Source organism: Mycobacterium sp. NGS18, assembly GCF_059813185.1.
The window spans coordinates 570,010-590,222 of the sequence record NZ_JCALEC010000001.1; the positions used below are offsets into that span (position 1 = coordinate 570,010).

Genomic DNA, 20,213 nt, shown 5'->3' on the forward strand with positions numbered 1-20,213 from the left:
GCGAGTGAATGAGGATCTCAAGCCGCCGGGCCCGCTGACCGCCGGCGGTCTGCGCGTCACCGCGCTCGGCGGCATCAGCGAAATCGGCCGCAACATGACCGTTTTCGAGCACCTGGGCCGGCTGCTGATCATCGACTGCGGGGTACTGTTCCCGGGCCACGACGAACCCGGGGTCGACCTGATCCTGCCCGATATCCGGCACATCGCCGACCGGCTCGACGACGTCGAAGCGCTGGTGCTGACCCACGCCCACGAGGACCACATCGGCGCCATTCCCTTCCTACTCAAACTGCGGGCCGACATCCCGGTGGTCGGATCGAAGTTCACGTGCGCGCTGGTTGCCGCCAAGTGCCGCGAACACCGCATCAAGCCGGTGTTTGTCCAGGTCGCCGAAGGCCAGCGCAGCACCCACGGGGTGTTCGAATGCGAATACTTCGCGGTGAACCACTCCATTCCGGATGCGCTGGCGATCGCGGTGCACACCGGGGCCGGCACCGTGCTGCACACCGGCGACATCAAACTCGACCAGTTACCGCCGGACGGGCGCCCCACCGACCTGCCCGGCATGTCACGGCTGGGCGACCGGGGAGTGGACCTGTTCCTGTGCGACTCGACCAACGCCGAGGTGCCCGGTGTAGGCCCCAGTGAGAGTGAGGTCGGCCCCACCCTGCACCGGCTGATCCGGGGCGCCGAGGGTCGGGTGATCGTGGCGTGCTTCGCCTCGAACGTCGACCGGGTCCAGCAGATCGTCGACGCCGCGGTCGCGCTGGGCCGGCGGGTGTCGTTCGTCGGCCGGTCGATGGTCCGCAACATGGGCATCGCCAAGGACCTGGGCTTTTTGCGAGTCGCGGACTCCGACCTGGTCGACATCGGCGCCGCCGAGATGATGCCCCCGGAGAAGGTGGTGCTGGTCACCACCGGAACCCAGGGTGAGCCGCTGTCGGCACTGTCGCGGATGTCGCGCGGCGAGCATCGGTCCATTACGCTGACCGCAGGCGATCTGGTGGTGCTGTCGTCGTCGCTGATCCCCGGCAACGAAGAAGCCGTCTACGGCGTGATGGACGCGCTGGCCAAGATCGGCGCCCGGGTGGTCACCAATGCCCAGGCGCGCGTGCATGTTTCCGGGCACGCCTATGCGGGCGAACTGCTGTTCCTCTACAACGGGATCCGGCCTCGCAATGTGATGCCGGTGCACGGTACCTGGCGGATGATGCGGGCCAACGCGGCGCTGGCCGCGCGCACCGGGGTGCCGCAGGAGTCGATCCTGCTGGCCGAGAACGGGGTCAGCGTGGATCTGATCGCCGGGCAGGCCAGCATCGCCGGGGCGGTGCCGACCGGCAAGATGTTCGTCGACGGGCTGGTCGACGGCGACGTCGGCGATGCGACACTGGGGGAGCGGCTGATCCTGTCGTCGGGTTTCGTCGCGGTCACCGTGGTGGTGCGCCGCGGCACCGGCAAGGTCGTCGCGCCGCCGCATCTGCATTCGCGCGGTTTCTCCGAAGACCCCAAGGCATTGGAACCGGCGGCGCGCAAGGTCGAGGCGGAACTGGAATCCCTTGCCGCCGAGCGGGTTACCGACCCGGCTCGAATCGCCCAGGCGGTGCGCCGCACGGTGGGCAAGTGGGTCGGCGAGGTTTACCGGCGGCAGCCGATGATCGTGCCGACCGTTATCGAGATCTGAGCTACCTCTTGTTGATGTAGCCGGCGTCCACCGGCAGCGTCACACCGGTGATGTAACGGGCCGCATCGGATACCAGCCAGAATGCGGCGTTGGCGACGTCCTCCGGTTGCAGCACCTGCACCGGCAACGCGTTGCCCATGTCCGGTCCGCCCTGGGTGTCGATTCCCTCCAGCCACTTCCGGGTGAACTCGTTGTCGATCATCGGCGTCTGCACACCGGCGGGATGCAGGGAGTTGACCCGAATGCTATGTGGCGCAAGTAGGTTGGCGTATACCCGCATCAGTCCGACGATGCCGTGCTTGGCGGCGGCGTAACCCAGGGATCCCGCCGCAGGAGCTGCCAGGCCGACCAGCCCTGCCACCGAGCTGACCAGCACGATCGACCCGCCGTCACCTTGGGCGATCATCGGCTTCATCGCCACATCGACGGTGTGGTAGATACCGGTGAGGTTGACGTCGATCACGTCCTGCCAGGCGTCCTCGCCCGCCATCGGCGCAATTCCGGCGTTGGCGATCACGAAATCGAGCCGCCCGAGTTCGTCGAGGCCGGCCTGCAGGGCGGTGCCCAGCGCGGCGCGATCGCGGACGTCGGCTTCCCGGGCCACGATGCGCGCACCGGTCTCTTCGACCAGCTTGACCGTCTCCGCCAGATCGTCGGCGGTGGCCAGCGGATACGGCACGCTGGAGATCTGTTGGCACAGGTCGACCGCGATGATGTCGGCGCCCTCGCCGGCCAACCGCAGTGCGTGGGCCCGGCCCTGGCCGCGGGCGGCGCCGGTGATGAAGGCGACTTTGCCGTCCAGGGCTCCCATCACTGGCCCCGGAGCTGGCCCTTGGCCGGGTCGCCGGCCGGCAGCGGCTGCAGCATCTTGATATCGGGCGCCCCGGCCAGGTGCTCCTTGAGGTTGCCGAACATCTCGGCGACCGCCGGCGCCGCCGAGTGTGCCTGCAGTGCCTCGGCGTCCGCCCACTGCTCGATGAACACGAACGAGCCGTCGGCTTCGTGCACCGAGTACAGCTGACAACCCGGCTCCTCGTGCACCTGCCCGACTGCTTTGGTGCAGATCTCCCGGGCGAGGTCCACCGACTCCGGCTTGACGGGGAAGGCGGCGACGACGATTACCGGCATGAAGGTCTCCTTAGACAGGCTTACGTGTGGCTCTGTCACCGTACGCAGGCGCGATGTGACCGGTGCCACGCGGGTGACTCCGACGCGGCCCCGCCAGTGACCAGTGTGGCAGATGGTGCGAATGAGGGTATTGCAGTTAGGCTTGCGGCTATGGCGAGTAAGACGGCTAGTGGGACCGGAGCTCGATCGGGAACGCGAACTAGCAGGTCAAAGGCTGGCTCGCGGGCCAACTCCCGGCCGGCCCGCGCTGCGGCGGCGCGTCGCAAACCGGCACCGCGTCGGCAACGCTCGGGACTGGCCGGGGCCGGGCTGGCCTGCGGCCGGGCCGCCCGGGCGGGCTGGCTGATGGTCGCCAAGGCCGCCGGCGGCACTGCGCGATCGGTCGGCCGCGCCCACGACATCGACCCGGGCCATCGCCGGGACGGCATCGCGCTGGCACTGTTGGGCCTGGCCGTGGTGACCGCCGCCAGTTGCTGGCTGGACGCCGCGCGGCCGGTCGGGGCATGGATCGACACCGGGCTGCGCGCCGTGATCGGCGGGGCGGTGGTGTTGCTTCCGGTGCTCGCCGGCGTCGGCGCCGTGCTGTTGATGCGCACCGAACCCGACCCGGAGAACCGGCCCCGGCTGATCCTCGGGTCGGCGATGGTGGCCCTGCCGATCCTGGGCCTGTGGCATCTGTGGTCCGGCTCCTCGCCGACCCCGGAAGGCCGGCTGCACGGCGCCGGTTTCGTCGGGTTCGCCATCGGCGGGCCGCTGGCCGACGGGCTGACCGCCTTCATCGCCGCGCCGCTGCTGTGCATCGCCGTGCTGTTCGGGGTGCTGTTGCTGACCGGAACGACCCTGCGCGAGGCGCCCGAGGCGTTGCGTGATCTGTTCACCGCGCGCGGGTATTCCGACGACGACTACTACGAAGATGATTACGACGACGGCTACGACGATGACGACGCCGCCGTCGCCGACGACGACGATGGGGCGCTCGCCGACGACGCCCCGGACTGGCAGTCGCGCACCCCGCTGGACAACTACCCGCTCTCCGAAACGGATGTAGCGCCCGCCGATGTACCCAAGCCCGCCCGCCGTAAGCCCAAGCCCAAGACGGCCAAACCGACCGACACCACCGTCGTGCTGGACCGGGTGGTGGAGGGGCCCTACACGCTGCCGCCGCTGAGCCTGCTGATCGCCGGCGATCCGCCGAAGACCCGCACCGCCGCCAACGAGGCGATGACCGACGCGATCACGTCGGTGCTCGAGCAGTTCAAGGTCGACGCCGCGGTCACCGGCTGCACTCGCGGCCCCACCGTCACCCGCTACGAGGTGGAGCTGGGGCCCGGGGTCAAGGTCGAGAAGATCACCGCGCTGCAGCGCAACATCGCCTACGCGGTGGCCACCGAAAGCGTGCGGATGCTCGCACCGATCCCAGGTAAGTCCGCGGTCGGCATCGAGGTGCCCAATACCGACCGGGAGATGGTGCGGCTGGCCGACGTGCTGACCGCGCCGTCCACCCGCCGCGACCACCACCCGCTGGTGATCGGCCTGGGCAAGGACATCGAGGGCGATTTCATCAGCGCCAACCTGGCGAAGATGCCGCACCTGCTGGTGGCCGGCTCCACCGGCTCGGGCAAGTCCAGTTTCGTCAACTCGATGCTGGTGTCGCTGTTGGCGCGGGCCACCCCCGAAGAGGTCAGGATGATCCTGATCGACCCGAAGATGGTGGAGCTCACGCCGTATGAGGGGATTCCGCACCTGATCACCCCGATCATCACCTCGCCGAAGAAGGCGGCGGCCGCGCTGGCCTGGCTGGTCGAGGAGATGGAGCAGCGCTACCAGGACATGCAGGCGTCCCGGGTGCGCCACATCGACGTCTTCAACGAGAAGGTGCGTTCCGGGGAGATCACTACGCCGCTGGGCAGCGAACGGGTCTACCGGCCCTACCCCTACATCCTCGCGATCGTCGACGAGCTCGCCGACCTGATGATGACCGCACCGCGCGACGTCGAGGACGCCATCGTGCGGATCACGCAGAAGGCCCGGGCCGCCGGCATTCACCTGGTGCTGGCCACCCAGCGTCCCTCGGTGGACGTCGTCACCGGTTTGATCAAGACCAACGTGCCGTCCCGGCTGGCGTTCGCCACGTCCTCGCTGACCGACTCGCGGGTCATCCTCGACCAGGCCGGCGCGGAGAAGCTGATCGGGATGGGCGACGGACTGTTTTTGCCGATGGGTGCCAACAAGCCGGTCCGGCTGCAGGGCGCGTTCATCACCGACGAGGAGATCCACGCCGTCGTCACCGCGGCCAAGGACCAGGCCGAGCCCGAGTACACCGAGGGCGTCACCACCGCCAAGTCGACGGGGGAGCGCACCGACGTCGACCCCGACATCGGCGACGATATGGAGGTCTTCCTGCAGGCCGTTGAGCTGGTGGTGTCCAGCCAGTTCGGCTCGACCTCGATGCTGCAGCGCAAGCTGCGGGTCGGCTTCGCCAAAGCGGGCCGGCTGATGGACCTGATGGAGACCCGCAGCATCGTCGGCCCATCCGAGGGCTCCAAGGCCCGCCAGGTGCTGGTCAAACCCGACGAGCTGGCCGCGACCCTGATGGCCATCCGCGGTGGCGGCGAATCGGACGACGACGCCGATGACACCGACGATTAGACGTTGACCACCAGCGCCAACCCGTGCCGGTCCCGGCCCGACCGCCTGGGCCGCTTGCTGCGAGCCAGCAGGCGGGTCACCGCGGCTTCGATGCCGCGCGCGAGTTCGTCGGCGCCGGCGACGGCGTCGTAGTCGGCCAGGATGCCGAAGAACAGCTCATCGGCGTAGCGCAGAATCGCCGCGCCGGTGCGCAACTGCAGCGCGATCGGCGGAATCGGAAAGACCGCGGACACGGTGCGCCCCATGATCTGCAGCGGCAACTCCGGGCCGGGAACCGTGGCCGCCAGCGCCACCACGCTGCGTTGCGGCAACCGGGACAACAGGTTGGTCGCCCACGCGGTCATCGGGGCCGGAAGCGCGCCCGCCACCGCCCGCACGGCGGTGCTGCGCTCGGCGGCGACGGCGGCCTCGGCCAGCCGGGCGTGCACCATCCGTAACCGGACCACCGGGTTGTCCTCGTCGACCGGCAGCCGAGGCAGCAGCACCTCCTGCGGAGTCGGCACCAGGGTCCGCAACGAATCGGGCTGCGGGCACTGGCCGCGGCGGATCAAGATGTTGCGGTAACTCTCGGTGATCGCCGCCAGTGCCACGTCGTCGACGGTGACATCGAAGGCGCGGCAGATCTGGTCTACCTCGGCGGCGCGGACCCGAGCCGCGGTGTAGCGCCGCCGGCTTGTCAGCGGCCCGTTGAGCGGGCCGACCGGCCGCAGCAGGCCGGTCGCGAATTCCGCAGCGCCGCGCAGCATTTGCTCGGCCTGCACGACCCCCATCATCGCGTCGACGGCGATCGAGGTCGCGGTCGACAGCGCGCCGTGCCACCCGGTGCGCTGCCCGGCGCTCTCGGCGGGACTCACAGCGCCCGGCCCGCTGCCGTGCGCCACCCCCGCATCGGACAGTCCGGCCAGGATGTGGACGGTGGCCACCGCGTCGGCGATGCACGGGTGAACTTTGACCAGCAGCGCCCAACGGCCGCCGGACAGACCCTCGATCGCCCAGATCTCCCACAGCGGCCGGTCCCGGTCCAGCCGCCAGGACATCAATTCGGCCACGACGGCGAACAACTCGTCGTCGGTGCCGGGGCTCGGGACCGCGACACGGCAGACATGGCGGGCCAGGCTGAAGTTGCCGTCGTGCACCCACTCGGGCGCGCCCAGGTCGAAGACCCGGCGGCGCAAGCGCTGGGCGAACCGGGGGCAGGCCGAGATCCGCTCGCCCAGTATCGATATCAGTGATTCGTGATCGGGGATCGGCCCGTCCAGCACCGCCAGGGCGCCCATGCCCAGATGCGTGTGCCGGTCGGCGTCCTCCACGTGCAGCAAACTCGTGTCCAGCGGCCTCAGGTGGTCGGTCATGGCAGCCTCCGGGTGTGTGCAACTGTCAGTACCACTATCTCGTTTCGGGACTGGCCGCGGCAGGGCCGGAAGTCCCGAATGGCAAGGACGCCGGCGACGAGTCGGAGGCACGCCCGGGGAAGAAGATGACAACAGGCTGAGTCGGCGGAGATAATCACCGGATGGATTGGGCGAGATTATTCAGTTTCGATACGCCGCCTGCCGAGATCGTGATCCGCGGAACGGTCATCTACGTAACCATCTATGCGCTGCTGCGGGTGGTCCTCAAGCGGGAATCCGGCACCAACGGCATTACGGATCTCATCGTGGTGGTCTTGATCGCCGACGCCGCGCAGAACGGCATGGCGGGCGGCTATCGATCGATCAGCGACGGCATCTTGCTGGTCAGCGTGATCATCGGCTGGTCGTTTCTGCTGAACTGGGCGGCGCATCGCTGGACCTGGGCGGCGCGGATCCTCCGGCCGGGTTCGCTACTGCTGATTCGCGACGGCGAACTGCTGTACAACAACATGCGCAAAGAGATGATCACCGAGAGCCAGCTGCGCGAGCAGGGACGCAAGCAGGGCATCGTGGATCTCAGCGTGGTGCGCGAAGGCCGGATGGAGTCCGACGGTCAGTTCAGCTTCATCATCGGGGCGGCCCCCGGCTTCCTCGCCTCGACCGCGTAAGCGCTTGATGCGGCGGTCCCAGCTTCGCCTCTTTTTCGTCGAGCCTCGCTGAACCGCCGGGCGCTACAGCACAAGCAGCATCCGGGTGTTGCCCAAGGTGTTCGGCTTGACGTAGCTCAGGTCGAGGAATTCGGCCACACCGACGTCGTAGGAGCGTTGCATCTCCTCGTACACCTCGGCGGTGACCGGGGTGCCGTCGATCTCGGTGAAGCCGTGGCGGGCGAAGAAAGCGGTCTCGAAGGTCAGCACGAACAGTCGCTGCAAATGCAGCTCGCGGGCGACCTGCAGAAGGCGGTCGACGAGCGCGTACCCGATACCGCGACCGGTCTGGGCCGGATCCACCGCGATGGTGCGCACCTCACCGAGGTCCGACCACAACACGTGCAGGGCGCCGCAGCCCACCACGCCCTGCTCGGAGTCCTCGGCCACCCAGAACTCCTGGACCGCCTCGTACAGCGTCACCAGGTTCTTCTCCAGCAGGATTTTGCCGGCGTAGATGTCCACCAGCTTCTTGATCGCCGGGACGTCGGATGCCCGCGCACGCCGGATCAGGGGCCGCTGGACCGGTGGATCACCCGCGTGGTGCACAGATGCACAGTATCGGTTTCTCACTTCTGGCTGAGTAACGGATATTCTGTCTGCCGTGTCGGGGCAACCTCAAACCGGTCCGGCGGTGACGCGCGTCCCCGTGATCAATCTCGCCAACGCGTTGACCGTCATGCGGATGCTGTTGGTCCCCGTCTTTCTGCTGGCGCTGTTCGCCGAAGACGGCCATGACGCCAAGACCCGCATCGCTGCTTTCGTGATTTTCGTGGTGGCCATCGTCACCGACCGGCTCGATGGCGCCCTGGCCCGCAACTACGGGATGGTCACCGATTTCGGCACCTTGGCCGATCCGATCGCCGACAAGGCACTGATCGGTGCGGCGTTGATCGGCCTGTCGATGCTCGGCGACCTGTGGTGGTGGGTGACGGTGCTGGTGCTGGTCCGCGAGATCGGGATCACCGTGCTGCGGTTCGCGGTGCTGCATCGGGGTGTGATCCCAGCCAGTCGCGGTGGGAAACTCAAGACGCTGGTGCAGGCGGTCGGGATCGGGCTGCTCGTTCTGCCGCTGACCGGTCCCTGGCTGGTGACGGCCTGGGTGGTGATGGCCGCCGCCGTGGTGCTGACGGTGGTGACCGGCGTGGACTACCTCAGGTCGGCGCTCGCCGATCTCGGCGGGCCCGCCCGCAGCTAAACCGGCGATCCGGGAACCCGCAGGGGCGTCGCGGGCGTTGACCTTGGTGACTGTCGGTTTTGCAGGGTTGACCCGATTAAGGAGTACACGATGACGGCTTTGCTGCGGGAATCGGTCGGCGAGGTGTTGCGCCAGGCCCGGACGGCTCAGGGGCGCACCCTGCGCGAGGTGTCGGATTCGGCGCGGGTCAGTCTGGGGTACCTCTCAGAGGTCGAGCGCGGCCGCAAGGAGGCGTCCAGCGAGTTGCTCAACGCGATCTGCGCGGCGTTGCGGATCCCGTTGTCGGCGGTGCTCTTCGATGCCGGCAACCGGTTGGCGCGTGCCGAGCGGGCCGAGCGGAACCTCGGGGTCAGCCGTATCGATGCCGGTACCAAGGTCGTCATCCCGCCGATCCGGGCGATGGCCTCGGCGTGACGTGTCGAAGCTTCACCCGGGTACCACCGAACCGATAAGTTAGCGGCAGACCGCATCGCAAACAACCAGACGGAGCTGACTGATGGCCAACCCGTTCGTCAAGGCGTGGAAGTACGTGATGGCGCTGTTCAACGCCAAGATCGACGAGCACGCCGATCCGAAGGTGCAGATCCAGCAGGCGATCGAAGAGGCGCAGCGGCAACACCAGGCACTCACCCAGCAGGCCGCCCAGGTCATTGGCAACCAGCGGCAGCTGGAGATGCGACTGAACCGGCAGCTGGCCGACATCGAGAAGCTTCAGGTCAACGTGCGCCAGGCGCTGACGCTGGCCGACCAGGCCACCGCGTCGGGAGACAGCGCCAAGGCCACCGAATACAACAACGCCGCCGAGGCGTTCGCGGCTCAGTTGGTGACTGCCGAGCAGAGCGTGGAAGACCTCAAGGCGCTGCATGACCAAGCGCTGACCGCTGCCGGTCAGGCCAAGAAGGCCGTCGAGCAGAACGCGATGGTGTTGCAGCAGAAGATCGCTGAGCGCACCAAGCTGCTCAGCCAGCTCGAACAGGCCAAGATGCAGGAGCAGGTGAGCGCGTCGCTGCGGTCGATGAGCGAGATCGCCGCGCCGGGCACCACCCCCAGCCTCGATGAGGTGCGCGACAAGATCGAACGGCGTTACGCCAACGCACTCGGCGAAGCGGAACTGGCGAGAGGGTCGGTGCAGGGCCGGATGCTCGAGGTGGAACAGGCCGGCGTGCAGATGGCCGGCCACTCCCGGTTGGAGCAGATCCGCGCGTCGATGCGCGGTGAGTCGCTACCGGCCGGCGGCACCGCCGCCGCACCGGCCCCGCCCACCCCGGCGGCTCCGCAGTCGGGCGCCGACCTCACTCCCGAGAATCCGCTGGAGCGGTAGTCGATGGCCGTGAGAGTCGGAGGGCTGCGAGGCCGGAGCCGGGGCGCCCTACTTCAGCGCGCCGTCGACCGTGCCAGCGAAGCTGCCGACGTCCTGGCCGACAAGCTGGGTGCGATCGCCGACCCACGGGCCAGATTGCTGCGCAAGCGTCGGTGGGCGCTGCGTTTGGGAGTGCTCTTCGGTGCCGCCTGCGGGTTCTGGTTGGCTGTGACGGCTGTCCTGGCGTCCTGGGCCACCCCGTGGTGGGTGCTGCTGATCACCGGGCTGGTCGCCGCGGGTGCGGCCGCGCCGGCAACGCTGCTGTTGCTGCGGTACCGCTGGCTGCGCTCGGTGCCACTGCCCGCGGCGCGCACCGTCACCGCGCGGCGCCTGCCGCCGCCCGGGTCGGCGGCGCGACCGGCGATGTATGCGCTGGGCGCCTCCGAGCGCGGCATGGTGTCGCTGCTGGGCGTACTGGAGCGCGGCCGGTTGCTGCCCGCCGGTGAGATCACCGAACTGACCGCCGCCGTCAACGGGGCCGCGTCGACGATGGCGGCCACCGCCGCCCAGGTGGTGTCGATGGAGCGCGCCGTGCAACACAGCGCGCAATCGCGCGAATACCTGGTGCCGACGATCAATGCGTTCACCGCACAGTTGAGTGCCGGCGTTCGCCAGTACAACGAAATGGTGACCGCCGCAGCGCAACTGGTCGCATCGGCGAACGACAGCTCATCCACGCCGACCGGCGATCCGATGAATTCGCCGATGTCGCAGCAGCGTTACCGCGAGGAGCTGACCACCGCGACCGACCGCATGCTGGGCTGGGCGCAGGCGTTCGACGAGCTCGCCGAGCTGCCCCGAATCTAGATGTCGTCGCTTCGCTGATCGACTGATTCCGGCCGCGCGCCGTAGCGTTCGGCGTAGGACCGGTGAATGTGGGCATCGCGCTCGCGCTTGCGTGCGTCGGCGAGCTCCGGGTCGAGGCCGTGCATCCGCAGCATGTGCTTGCGCCACACCTTGTTGAGCGCATGCGAGAACAGGATCGCCATGAACCAGATCGGAAACGTCATGCTCACGTGCGTCATGAAGTCTGTCGGCAACAGCCAGAACGGGATCAGGATCAGCGTCGTCGGCACGACGGCGCGCATGATCATCCGGATGGTGGCGCCGGGGCCGGCCAGGTCGTTGCGAACCCAGTCCCGCATCTCCGGCGGCAGCGGGCGGCCGTAGCAGTACCGGAGATATTGGATTGCGTTGGGTCGTCGGCGGGTGGTCAATACGGCCTACAAGGTCGGGCGTAGCGCGGGAAAGACGGTCGCCGCCACCGCCCGCAGCGTCGCCTTGAACATATCGAAGAAGTCGAAGTAGTCGCGCCACAACGTGATACGCCCGTTGTGGACCTCGAACACCCCGCACACCCAGAATTGCAGACGCAGCGGACCGAAGGTCAGCGCATCGGTGCGCTCGGTGAGCACCGCCGCGCCGTCAGCAGCGATGCGGTGGATTTTCACGTCGAAGGCCGCCCGGCTCGCCATCCGGCGGAACACCCCGATGGTGGCGCTGCGGCCGTAGATGGTCGGCAACCCGACATTCTGATACACCACGTCCTCGGCGAGTGCGGCCGCCGCGGTGTCGAGATCATCGTCGGCGAGGGCATCGAGGAACGTCTCCACCGTGCGGACATTGTCGGCCGTCGCGGTCTGCTGGACACTCGGTTCGGTCATGCCTCCCAGCCTAGGCCCGCCGGCCTGTGGCACGGTAGGCCGATGCGCATCGTGGTAGTCGCCGGGCCCGACCCCGGCCACGCGTTCCCGGCGATCGCGTTGTGCCGGCGCTTCGTCGCGGCTGGGGACGCGCCGACGCTGCTGACCGGGGTGCAGTGGCTCGCCACCGCGCGCGCCGCCGGGGTGGACGCCGCCGAGCTGCTCGGCCTCGATGCCACCAGCGACGACGACGACGCCGACGACGGGGAGAAGCTGCACCGGCGGGCGGCCCGCATGGCGCAGCAGAACCGCGAGCAGCTGCGGGACCTGGCCCCGGACCTGGTGGTCTCCGACGTGATCACCGCCTGCGGCGGAATGGCCGCCGAACTGCTCGGCATCCCGTGGGTCGAGCTCAGTCCGCATCCGCTGTACCTGCCGTCCAAGGGCCTGCCGCCGATCGGCAGCGGGCTGGCTCCCGGCCGCGGGGTGCGGGGCCGGCTGCGCGACGCGGTGATGCGGTCGCTGACCGCACGATCGGTGCGAACCGGTCTGCGCCAGCGCGCCGAGGCCCGGGCGGGCATCGGCCTGCCGGAGCGCGATCCCGGGCCGGTGCGGCGCCTGATCGCCACGCTGCCGGCCCTCGAGGTGCCCCGGCCGCACTGGCCCGCCGAGGCCGTCGTGGTCGGGCCGCTGCACTTCGAGCCGACCGAAGAGCTGCTCGCGGTGCCGCCGGGCTCGGGCCCGCTGGTGGTGGTGGCGCCGTCCACGGCGTCGACCGGTGCCGCCGGGCTGGCCGAGCTGGCGGTGCAGCACCTGGTGCCCGGCGACGCGCTGCCGGCGGACGCCCGGATCGCGGTGTCGCGGCTGAACGGCCCCGAGTTGCCCCTGCCGCCGTGGGCCGTGGCCGGTCTGGGGCGCCAGGACGAGCTGCTCAGCCGCGCCGATCTGGTGATCTGCGGCGGCGGGCACGGCATGGTGGCCAAGTCGCTGCTGGCCGGACTGCCGCTGGTGGTGGTGCCGGGCGGAGGCGACCAATGGGAGATCGCCAACCGCATCGTGCGCCAGGGCAGCGGCCGGCTGATCCGGCCACTGAGCCCGGCCGCACTGGCCGAGGCGGTGCGTGCCGTGCTGGCCTCACCTAGTTACCGCGACGCCGCACGACGGGCCGCCGAGGGCGCCGCCGAGGTGGCCGACCCGGTGCAGGTGTGTCACGAGATACTTTCGCGCGCTGAGTAGGTTGGGACGAGTGCGCCTGACCGAATTCCACGAGCGGGTAACGCTGCGTTTCGGTGCGGCCTACGGCGCCACGGTGCTGACCGACCACGTGCTGGCCGCGGTGGGTGGCCGGACCGCTGCGCAGGCGATCGAGGACGGGGTGGAGCCCCGCGATGTGTGGTGGGCGCTGTGCGCGGACTTCGACGTCCCCCGCGATCAATGGTGAGAGTGGTCGTGCGGTGCCACGATGCTGCGGACCAGGGCCACGGACAGGTCCGAGCAGAGGGCAGCCAGTTCGGCGGGGGACTCGACGGGGTCGGCCAGCCAGGCTTCGATGATCTGATTGACGCCGCCGACGATGAATAAGGCGCCGCGGCGTAACTCCGCAGGCGACGGAGGTTTGCCGTCGAGGACGCCGGGAGCGTGCTCGACGATCGAATCGGTGATCAGATCCAGGATGCGCGCGCGGTGCTCGTTGAGTCCGGGGACGGCGGACAGGTCGCTGGTGGCGATGCGGTGAATGTAGGGGTCCGCGGCGATGAGGTCGAGGAAGGCCGTCAGCGCCGACCGCAGCTTGTCGGTGAGCGTGCCGGGATCACCGACGCCGGCGGTGACCATCGCTTCGAGCAGCTGGTCACGGACGTCGTCGGAGACGGCGAACAGCAACGCGTCCCGATTACTGAATTGTTCGTAGAAGTAGCGCGGGATCAGCCCCGCGGCGGTACAGACGCCGCGGACGGTGACTTCGCTGAGGCCGGATTCACCCCAGATCCGGCGGCCCGCGGCCAGCAGTTTGCCCCGGCGTTCGGCGCGGCGGTCGACCGCGCTGATGCCGCCGTAGTCGCGCACCACGCCCGGGCGTTTCATTGACATCACCCTACCTGCGGCTTAAGTTTGGAACACGGCCGTTATCCAAAATGTGCGCAGGAGGCTTAGCCGATGACGTCACCCGTAGTGGGGCCCGTCGTGGCCATCCCGACCCGCCATCCGGACGCGCCGGGTGCGATCCCGGCCAGCATCCGGATGCTGGCCGGGGTGTTGGCGATCGCCAAGCCCACGCCGGAACGGTGGCGCCAGATCGGTGCGGACCTGACCGCCGGGGACGAGCCGATGCAACGGCTGGTCGAGTGGATGTCCGGGGTCAAGGAGGCGCGGGCGGTCTTCGATCGGATCCTCGCCGACGGGCTGGCTTCGGTGCCCGACGCCCCGCAGCCGCTGCGCGAGTTCTTCGGGGAGTTCGAGCCGATCCCGGACTGGGTCGACATGGCGCGGGTGCGCCGCGGGCAGCGCGCCCTGCGCCGAGGCGGTGCCGATGGCACCTACATCGCCCGCGACGTGTCCTTCCTGGGCGGCTACCAGTTCTCCTCGTTCAACAAGACTCTGCTGCGCACCGGCGTGCTGGAGAAGGGCTCGAACAAGCGGTTCGCCGAGACCCTGCAGTGGGCGATGGACGTCACCGGTGACGGGGGATTGGAGCCGTTCGGTGTCGGCTATCAGGCCACCATCCGGGTCCGGCTGATCCACGAGTACGTGCGCCGGCACGTGGCCGGCCTGCCGGACTGGCGCAGCGACGAATGGGGGCTGCCGGTCAACCAGACCGACATGGCCGCCACCCTGGTGGGCGCGTTGATCGCACCACCCGCGGCCGGGCTGGGACTGGGAATCGTGTTGTCGCCGAGCGAACTCGAGGACATCGCCCACCTGACCCGCTACGTCGGGTGGCTGATGGGCGTCCGCGACGACTGGCTGCCGGGCAGCTTCCGCGACGGCGTCCGCATCCTCTACCAGACCCTGGGTGCGCTCTCCGCGCCCGACGAGACCACCAAGCAGCTGGCCGGCCCGATGGCCGACGACCCGCTGCAATGGCACTTCAGCGCCCTGCCCGGCCTGCGGCGCCGGATCGCACGGGCCCAGCACCTCTCGATGACCAGCAGCTTTTTGGGGCCGCGCGCGATGCACAAGCTGGGCTTGCCGGTGTTCGTGTTGCCGTGGTATCCGCTGGTGCGGATGCCGGTGAACCTGGCTCGCAGTCTTGCGGCGCTGATCCTGCCCGGTGGGCTGGACCGCGCGGCGCTGCGCGGGCGCCGTGAGCAGGTGGAGTTCATGCGCACCATGGTGGGCGATGAGGACACCGCCATCGGGGCCTCGGCGCACGTGATGCGGGTGGCGTAAGCCGCCGGAATTCGACACGCCGACACACCGCGTGTCTGACTTGATTCGAACACCCGTTCGCCTACTGTGGAGAGAGTTCGCCGGGTTGTCGGACCCTATCGCTAGCGTCACGGCCAACCGACCGAGAACCGGTCAACCGAACACCGAACCACAGGAGAGACATCATGGCGCAAGCACCTGACCGCGAGAAAGCACTCGAACTGGCGATGGCCCAGATCGACAAGAACTTCGGCAAAGGCTCGGTGATGCGCCTCGGCGACGAGGTGCGTCAACCGATCTCGGTCATCCCGACCGGGTCGATCGCCCTGGACGTAGCGCTGGGCATCGGTGGTCTGCCCCGCGGCCGGGTCGTCGAGATCTACGGACCGGAGTCCTCCGGTAAGACCACGGTGGCGCTGCACGCGGTGGCCAACGCCCAAGCGGCCGGCGGGATCGCGGCGTTCATCGACGCCGAGCACGCGCTGGACCCCGAGTACGCCAAGAAGCTCGGTGTGGACACCGATTCACTGCTGGTGTCTCAGCCCGACACCGGTGAGCAGGCGCTGGAGATCGCTGACACGCTGATCCGCTCCGGCGCGCTGGACATCCTGGTCATCGACTCGGTGGCCGCCCTGGTGCCGCGCGCGGAGATCGAGGGCGAGATGGGGGACAGCCACGTCGGTCTGCAGGCCCGGCTGATGAGCCAGGCGCTGCGGAAGATGACTGGCGCGCTGAACAATTCGGGCACCACCGCGATCTTCATCAACCAGCTGCGGGAAAAAATCGGTGTGATGTTCGGCTCTCCCGAAACGACCACGGGCGGAAAGGCTTTGAAGTTCTACGCCTCGGTGCGCCTGGACGTCCGGCGGATCGAAACGCTCAAAGACGGCACCGACGCGGTCGGCAACCGCACCCGGGTCAAGGTGGTCAAGAACAAGGTCAGCCCGCCGTTCAAGCAGGCTGAGTTCGACATCCTGTATGGCCGGGGCATCAGCCGTGAGGGCTCGCTGATCGACATGGGTGTGGATCAGGGCTTCATCCGCAAGTCCGGTTCCTGGTTCACCTACGACGGTGAACAGCTCGGGCAGGGCAAGGAGAACGCCCGTAATTACCTGCTGGAGAACGTCGACGTGGCCAACGAGATCGAGAAGAAGATCAAAGAGAAGCTCGGCATCGGTGCCGTGCTGACCGATGGTTTGGCTGATGACGTCCTGCCCGCTCCCGTCGACTTCTGAGCCGGCCGAACCCAAGCGTGAGGAGCAGGCGAAGTCACTGTGCCTTCGCCTGCTCACCGCGCGGGCTCGCACCCGCGCCGAGCTCGCCGGTCAGCTGAGCAAACGCGGCTACCCCGACGATGTCAGCGCCCGGGTGCTGGACCGGCTGGCCAAGGCCGGCCTGATCGACGACGTCGATTTCGCCGAGCAGTGGGTGCGCTCCCGGCGCGAATACGCGGGCAAGGGCAAAAAGGTGTTGGCTGCCGAGCTGCGCACCAAAGGCGTCGCCGAGGAAGTGATCGCCGGGGCGCTGGCCGATATCGACGCCGGCGCCGAGCGTGCACGGGCTGAACAGCTGGTGGTTGGCAAACTCCGTCGGGAAACCCTCGGCGAGGACGACATGCGCGTCACCCGGCGGCTGGTGGCGATGCTGGCCCGCCGCGGCTACAGCCCGTCGATGGCCTACGACGTGGTCTGTGACGAGCTGGCTGCCGAGCGGGAGCGCCGGCGGGTCTAGGGCTCAGACCTCGTCGACCTCGTTTTTGTCGGTGAAGACTTCCTTGGTCCGCTCGACCGCATGAGTGGCGATCTCCATGGAATCCTGGACGATCGCACTGACGCCGCCGGAGACGTCCCCGCGGATGATGTCGCCGGCGTCCTCGACGATGTCAGAGGCCTTCTCGACAGCGTGGGTGGCGATGTCGCGGGCGGCATTGAAGGCGTCCTTGGGGGTGAGAGCCATCAGAGTCTCCTGTCGCTAGCTGGTGGGTCCGACTCTAGACGCCCAGCCAAGCCCGCGCAGTGCCTAGACGACCTGGGCTCCGGGGGTGCCCTCCGGCTCGATCGTGGCCGCCTCCAACGGGCTGTGCCGCGAGCGGCGCAGCCGGCGCTCCAGTGCGATGGCGCCGGCCGACAACGCCAGGTTTCCGGTGATCATCAGCGCCGCGATCACCAACAGCGCCGGGAGGTAATTGCTGTACTGAGAACCGACCACCGTGCCCTGACGCACCATTTCCACGAACGTGATCTGGTAGCCGATCGCGGTGTCTTTGAGCGCCACCACCAGTTGGGAGACCAGCACCGGCAGCATGGTGGTGACGGCCTGCGGCAACAGCACCAGCCGCATGGAGCGGCCCCAGCTCAGGCCCAGCGCGGCGGCCGCCTCGGATTGCCCGGCGGGCAGGGCGTGCACCCCGGCGCGCACGATCTCGGCGATGACAGCGCCGTTGTAGAGCGTCAGGCCGGTGACCACTCCGGCCAGGGCGAGCTGCTGCGGCGGGAACACGTCCAGCACGCCATAGACGAAGTAGGCGAAGATCATCATGATCAGCACCGGAATCGCCCGGAAGAACTCCACCACCACCGCACAACTCCAGCGCAGCGGCCGCAGCCCCGACAACCGGCCGACCCCGAGGCCGACGCCCAGGACCAGCGCCAGCCCGATCGACCAGGCCGCTGCGGTCAGCGTGCCCACCACCCCGGGCAGCACGTAGGTCCGCCACAGATCGGCGGTCAAAAACGGCGCCCACTTCTCGGCGGTCAGCTGGCCCTTGGCGGACAGTCGCGAAAACACCAGCCAGGCCAGCAACGCCGCGGCCAGCACCGTGGCCACCGACATGGCGCGGTGGCGAACGCGGGCGCGCGGCCCGGGCGCGTCGAACAGCACCGTTGACGACGCGGCCGCGCTCATCGCGTCACCGCCCAGCGCCGGCCCAGGTACCCGAACAGCAGGCCCAGCGGCAAGGTGAGCACGACGAATCCGGCCGCGAAGATGGCGCCCACCGCGATCAGCGCCGCGGTGTTCTCGGTCATCGACTTCATCAGCAGTGCCGCCTCGGCGACCCCGATCGCCGAGGCCAGGGTGGTGTTCTTCGTCAAAGCGATCAGCACCGAGCCCAGCGGAATGATCACCGCCCGAAACGCCTGGGGCAACAAGATGATTCGAAGATTCTGCCCGAAGCTCAGTCCGAGCGACCGGGCCGCCTCGGCCTGTCCGATCCCGACGGTGTTGACGCCGGCACGTAGCGCCACGCTCACGAACGACGCCGTGTACATCCCCAGTCCGAGCACCGCGAGCCGGAAGTTGCTGTCATCGATCGACGTCGGGGAGCGCGGATCGCTCAGGGTCACGCCCAGCGTCTGGGCCAGGCCGAACGAGCACAGCAGCAACAGCAGCGTCAGCGGGGTGTTGCGCACCAGGTGGACGTAGCCGGCGCTGAGCCACCGCAGCGCCGGCACCGGAGCCAGTCGCATCGCGGCCAACCCGGTGCCCAGGATCAGAGCGAAAATCCCGGATAGCACCGCCAACTCGACGGTGACGGTGAAGGCCTGAAAAATCTGGCCGCGATACTCGGCGAACATCATCGCTCGATCGGCGGCGGATCGGGCACCGCGAACCCGGCGGCGCCGAAGTTGTCGACGAACGCCGCCCGCCAGGATCCGTCGCGTTCCATCTGCTCGAGCGCGTCGTTGATCCGCTGCCGCAGAACGTCGTTGCCCTTACCCACGCCGATCCCGTACTTCTCTTCCGAGAACCGCCCACCGACCAGCTTGAACGCCCCGGGGCTCTGGGCGGCGTACCCGGCCAGGATCACGTCGTCGGTGGTCACCGCGTCGATCGCATTGTTGCGCAACGCCTCCACGCACGCCGAGTAGGTGTCATAGCGCTGCAACTGCACGCCGGGATAGCGGTCCTTGATCCGCTGGGCCGGAGTGGATCCCGACACCGAGCACAGCTTCTTGTGGCGTTGCAGCGACGCGGTGCCGGTGATGTCGGTGTTGTCGGCGCGCACCAGCAGGGACTGCCCGGCCAGCAGGTAGGGACCGGCGAAGTCGACTTTTTGCCGTCGCGAATCGGTGATCGAATAGGTGGCGACCACATAGTCGACCTGGCCGTTGCGCAGCAGCATCTCGCGTTGGCCGGACGGGGCTTCCAGCCAGGCGATGCGCTGCGGCGGGTAGCCCAAGGCGCCCGCGACGTAACGGGCCACGTCCACGTCGAACCCGCCGAGCGTGCCGTCCGGCTTCTTGACGCTCAACCCGGGCTGGTCGAACTTGACCCCGATGGTGATCTTGCCGCTGTCGTGGGCGGTGCACGCGACCGACAACGACGCCACCGCCACAGCGGCGGCCAGCACATGCAACAGCCGCGGTGCGCGCATCAGTGGTCGAGAATTCTGGTGAGAAAGTCTTTGGCGCGCGCGGACTTCGGGTCGGAGAAGAACTCTGCCGGGGCGGCGTCCTCGACGATGGCGCCGTCGGCCATGAACACCACCCGATCGGCGGCGCGGCGGGCGAAACCCATCTCGTGGGTCACCACCACCATCGTCATCCCGTCCTCGGCCAGTGAGCTCATCACCGCCAGCACCTCGCTGATCATCTCCGGGTCCAGCGCACTGGTCGGCTCGTCGAACAGCATCACCTTGGGGTTCATCGCCAGCGAGCGGGCGATCGCCACCCGCTGCTGCTGACCGCCGGATAACTGGGCGGGGTGTTTGCCGGCCTGATCGGCGACGCCGACCCGCTCCAGCAGTGCCATCGCCCTGCGCTGGGCCTCGGCCCGCGGGGTCTTGTGCACCTTCATCGGTGCCAGTGTGACGTTGTCGAGGATGGTCTTGTGCGGAAACAGATTGAACGCCTGGAACACCATCCCGACCTGCGCGCGCAGCCGGGCCAGGGCGGCGCCCTCGGCCGGCAACGGCTGACCGTCGATGGCGATGGTGCCCGAGTCGACGGTTTCTAGGCGGTTGATGGTGCGGCACAGCGTCGACTTGCCCGAGCCCGACGGGCCGAGGATCGCCACCACCTCGCCGCGGGCGACGTCGAGACTGATGTCGGCGAGCACATGCAGGTTGCCGAAGTACTTGTTGACGTCCCGGATGGCGATCATGGGCGGCCCGCCGCTGGTCATGGCAG

General features: G+C 68.6%; 24 protein-coding genes. 12 read left to right on the plus strand and 12 right to left on the minus strand.

The genetic code is table 11. The features are described 5' to 3' along the window. Positions 1–4: 4 nt before the first annotated feature. On the plus strand, positions 5–1,681 hold the full coding sequence (locus tag AC5Y31_RS02810; RefSeq protein ID WP_499977867.1) for a ribonuclease J: 1,677 nt from the start codon (positions 5–7) through the stop codon (positions 1,679–1,681). Between the two features lies 1 nt (position 1,682). On the opposite strand, the gene AC5Y31_RS02815 is transcribed toward AC5Y31_RS02810, so the two are convergent. Together AC5Y31_RS02815 and AC5Y31_RS02820 are read right to left on the minus strand one after the other, a co-directional pair. Beyond that, positions 1,683–2,492, minus strand: coding sequence for a mycofactocin-coupled SDR family oxidoreductase (locus tag AC5Y31_RS02815; RefSeq protein ID WP_065022940.1), 810 nt, complete (start codon positions 2,490–2,492; stop codon positions 1,683–1,685). Continuing rightward, positions 2,492–2,809: a putative quinol monooxygenase gene (locus AC5Y31_RS02820; RefSeq protein ID WP_301635057.1), complete on the minus strand. Its 318-nt coding sequence runs from the start codon at positions 2,807–2,809 to the stop codon at positions 2,492–2,494. Before AC5Y31_RS02820 ends, AC5Y31_RS02815 begins: the two co-directional genes overlap by 1 nt. Before the next feature lie 150 nt (positions 2,810–2,959). On the opposite strand from AC5Y31_RS02820, the gene AC5Y31_RS02825 reads away from it, so the two are divergent. Continuing rightward, positions 2,960–5,458, plus strand: coding sequence for an FtsK/SpoIIIE family DNA translocase (locus AC5Y31_RS02825; protein ID WP_499977873.1), 2,499 nt, complete (start codon positions 2,960–2,962; stop codon positions 5,456–5,458). Here AC5Y31_RS02825 and AC5Y31_RS02830 read toward each other — a convergent pair. Beyond that, a complete protein-coding gene (locus AC5Y31_RS02830; protein ID WP_499977875.1) occupies positions 5,455–6,810 on the minus strand; it encodes a wax ester/triacylglycerol synthase family O-acyltransferase in 1,356 nt (451 codons plus the stop codon). The genes AC5Y31_RS02825 and AC5Y31_RS02830 overlap by 4 nt on opposite strands. 161 nt (positions 6,811–6,971) lie before the next feature. On the opposite strand from AC5Y31_RS02830, the gene AC5Y31_RS02835 reads away from it, so the two are divergent. Next, positions 6,972–7,478: a DUF421 domain-containing protein gene (locus AC5Y31_RS02835; protein ID WP_499977876.1), complete on the plus strand. Its 507-nt coding sequence runs from the start codon at positions 6,972–6,974 to the stop codon at positions 7,476–7,478. A gap of 63 nt (positions 7,479–7,541) precedes the next feature. On the opposite strand, the gene AC5Y31_RS02840 is transcribed toward AC5Y31_RS02835, so the two are convergent. After that, on the minus strand, positions 7,542–8,066 hold the full coding sequence (locus tag AC5Y31_RS02840; RefSeq protein WP_499977879.1) for an amino-acid N-acetyltransferase: 525 nt from the start codon (positions 8,064–8,066) through the stop codon (positions 7,542–7,544). Between the two features lie 85 nt (positions 8,067–8,151). On the opposite strand from AC5Y31_RS02840, the gene pgsA reads away from it, so the two are divergent. The 4 genes from pgsA (at position 8,152) to pspM (ending at position 10,882) form a co-directional block, all read left to right on the plus strand. Next, entirely contained in the window at positions 8,152–8,715 is a 564-nt protein-coding gene (gene pgsA / locus AC5Y31_RS02845; RefSeq protein WP_301635064.1) for a CDP-diacylglycerol--glycerol-3-phosphate 3-phosphatidyltransferase, read from the plus strand. Between the two features lie 90 nt (positions 8,716–8,805). Next, a complete protein-coding gene (gene clgR, locus AC5Y31_RS02850) occupies positions 8,806–9,129 on the plus strand; it encodes a transcriptional regulator ClgR (RefSeq protein WP_499977882.1) in 324 nt (107 codons plus the stop codon). 82 nt (positions 9,130–9,211) lie between these two features. Then, positions 9,212–10,036: a phage shock protein PspA gene (gene pspA, locus AC5Y31_RS02855; RefSeq protein WP_499977883.1), complete on the plus strand. Its 825-nt coding sequence runs from the start codon at positions 9,212–9,214 to the stop codon at positions 10,034–10,036. Between the two features lie 3 nt (positions 10,037–10,039). Further along, positions 10,040–10,882: a phage shock envelope stress response protein PspM gene (gene pspM, locus AC5Y31_RS02860; RefSeq protein ID WP_065022947.1), complete on the plus strand. Its 843-nt coding sequence runs from the start codon at positions 10,040–10,042 to the stop codon at positions 10,880–10,882. On the opposite strand, the gene AC5Y31_RS02865 is transcribed toward pspM, so the two are convergent. Further along, positions 10,879–11,292, minus strand: a complete 414-nt coding sequence (locus tag AC5Y31_RS02865) for a DUF5313 domain-containing protein (protein ID WP_065022948.1) — start codon at positions 11,290–11,292, stop codon at positions 10,879–10,881. The two genes, pspM and AC5Y31_RS02865, sit on opposite strands and share 4 nt — an antisense overlap. A gap of 6 nt (positions 11,293–11,298) precedes the next feature. Then, positions 11,299–11,739 (minus strand): limonene-1,2-epoxide hydrolase family protein, encoded by a 441-nt coding sequence (locus AC5Y31_RS02870; protein WP_499977887.1) that lies wholly within the window; start codon positions 11,737–11,739, stop codon positions 11,299–11,301. Positions 11,740–11,781: 42 nt separating this feature from the next. Between AC5Y31_RS02870 and AC5Y31_RS02875 the strand changes: the two genes are divergently transcribed. Continuing rightward, on the plus strand, positions 11,782–12,954 hold the full coding sequence (locus tag AC5Y31_RS02875; protein ID WP_499977889.1) for a glycosyltransferase: 1,173 nt from the start codon (positions 11,782–11,784) through the stop codon (positions 12,952–12,954). Positions 12,955–12,964: 10 nt separating this feature from the next. After that, positions 12,965–13,159: a DUF3046 domain-containing protein gene (locus AC5Y31_RS02880; protein ID WP_064855124.1), complete on the plus strand. Its 195-nt coding sequence runs from the start codon at positions 12,965–12,967 to the stop codon at positions 13,157–13,159. On the opposite strand, the gene AC5Y31_RS02885 is transcribed toward AC5Y31_RS02880, so the two are convergent. Next, positions 13,150–13,800 carry a TetR/AcrR family transcriptional regulator gene (locus tag AC5Y31_RS02885; RefSeq protein ID WP_499977894.1) on the minus strand — a complete coding sequence of 217 codons (651 nt, stop codon included), beginning with the start codon at positions 13,798–13,800 and terminating at the stop codon, positions 13,150–13,152. The two genes, AC5Y31_RS02880 and AC5Y31_RS02885, sit on opposite strands and share 10 nt — an antisense overlap. Before the next feature lie 72 nt (positions 13,801–13,872). Between AC5Y31_RS02885 and AC5Y31_RS02890 the strand changes: the two genes are divergently transcribed. The 3 genes from AC5Y31_RS02890 to recX all read left to right on the plus strand — a co-directional run bounded on the left by AC5Y31_RS02890 (position 13,873) and on the right by recX (position 16,815). After that, the gene (locus AC5Y31_RS02890) at positions 13,873–15,105 is read left to right on the plus strand and encodes an oxygenase MpaB family protein (protein ID WP_499977896.1); all 1,233 of its coding nucleotides are present in this window, start codon (positions 13,873–13,875) and stop codon (positions 15,103–15,105) included. Between the two features lie 161 nt (positions 15,106–15,266). After that, positions 15,267–16,319, plus strand: coding sequence for a recombinase RecA (gene recA / locus AC5Y31_RS02895; protein ID WP_207511577.1), 1,053 nt, complete (start codon positions 15,267–15,269; stop codon positions 16,317–16,319). Then, a complete protein-coding gene (gene recX / locus AC5Y31_RS02900; protein WP_499978121.1) occupies positions 16,285–16,815 on the plus strand; it encodes a recombination regulator RecX in 531 nt (176 codons plus the stop codon). Before recA ends, recX begins: the two co-directional genes overlap by 35 nt. Positions 16,816–16,818: 3 nt before the next feature. On the opposite strand, the gene AC5Y31_RS02905 is transcribed toward recX, so the two are convergent. The 5 genes from AC5Y31_RS02905 to AC5Y31_RS02925 form a co-directional block, all read right to left on the minus strand. Beyond that, complete coding sequence (locus AC5Y31_RS02905) at positions 16,819–17,040, minus strand: Rv1893 family protein (protein ID WP_065022955.1); 222 nt, start codon at positions 17,038–17,040, stop codon at positions 16,819–16,821. A gap of 63 nt (positions 17,041–17,103) precedes the next feature. After that, positions 17,104–17,988 (minus strand): amino acid ABC transporter permease, encoded by an 885-nt coding sequence (locus AC5Y31_RS02910; RefSeq protein WP_499977899.1) that lies wholly within the window; start codon positions 17,986–17,988, stop codon positions 17,104–17,106. Further along, a complete protein-coding gene (locus tag AC5Y31_RS02915; protein ID WP_499977902.1) occupies positions 17,985–18,662 on the minus strand; it encodes an amino acid ABC transporter permease in 678 nt (225 codons plus the stop codon). The genes AC5Y31_RS02910 and AC5Y31_RS02915 overlap by 4 nt, the downstream gene beginning before the upstream one ends. Beyond that, a complete protein-coding gene (locus AC5Y31_RS02920) occupies positions 18,659–19,459 on the minus strand; it encodes a glutamate ABC transporter substrate-binding protein (RefSeq protein ID WP_499977904.1) in 801 nt (266 codons plus the stop codon). The genes AC5Y31_RS02915 and AC5Y31_RS02920 overlap by 4 nt, the downstream gene beginning before the upstream one ends. Then, positions 19,459–20,208 carry an amino acid ABC transporter ATP-binding protein gene (locus AC5Y31_RS02925; RefSeq protein WP_065022959.1) on the minus strand — a complete coding sequence of 250 codons (750 nt, stop codon included), beginning with the start codon at positions 20,206–20,208 and terminating at the stop codon, positions 19,459–19,461. The genes AC5Y31_RS02920 and AC5Y31_RS02925 overlap by 1 nt, the downstream gene beginning before the upstream one ends. Between the last annotated feature and the right edge of the window lie 5 nt (positions 20,209–20,213).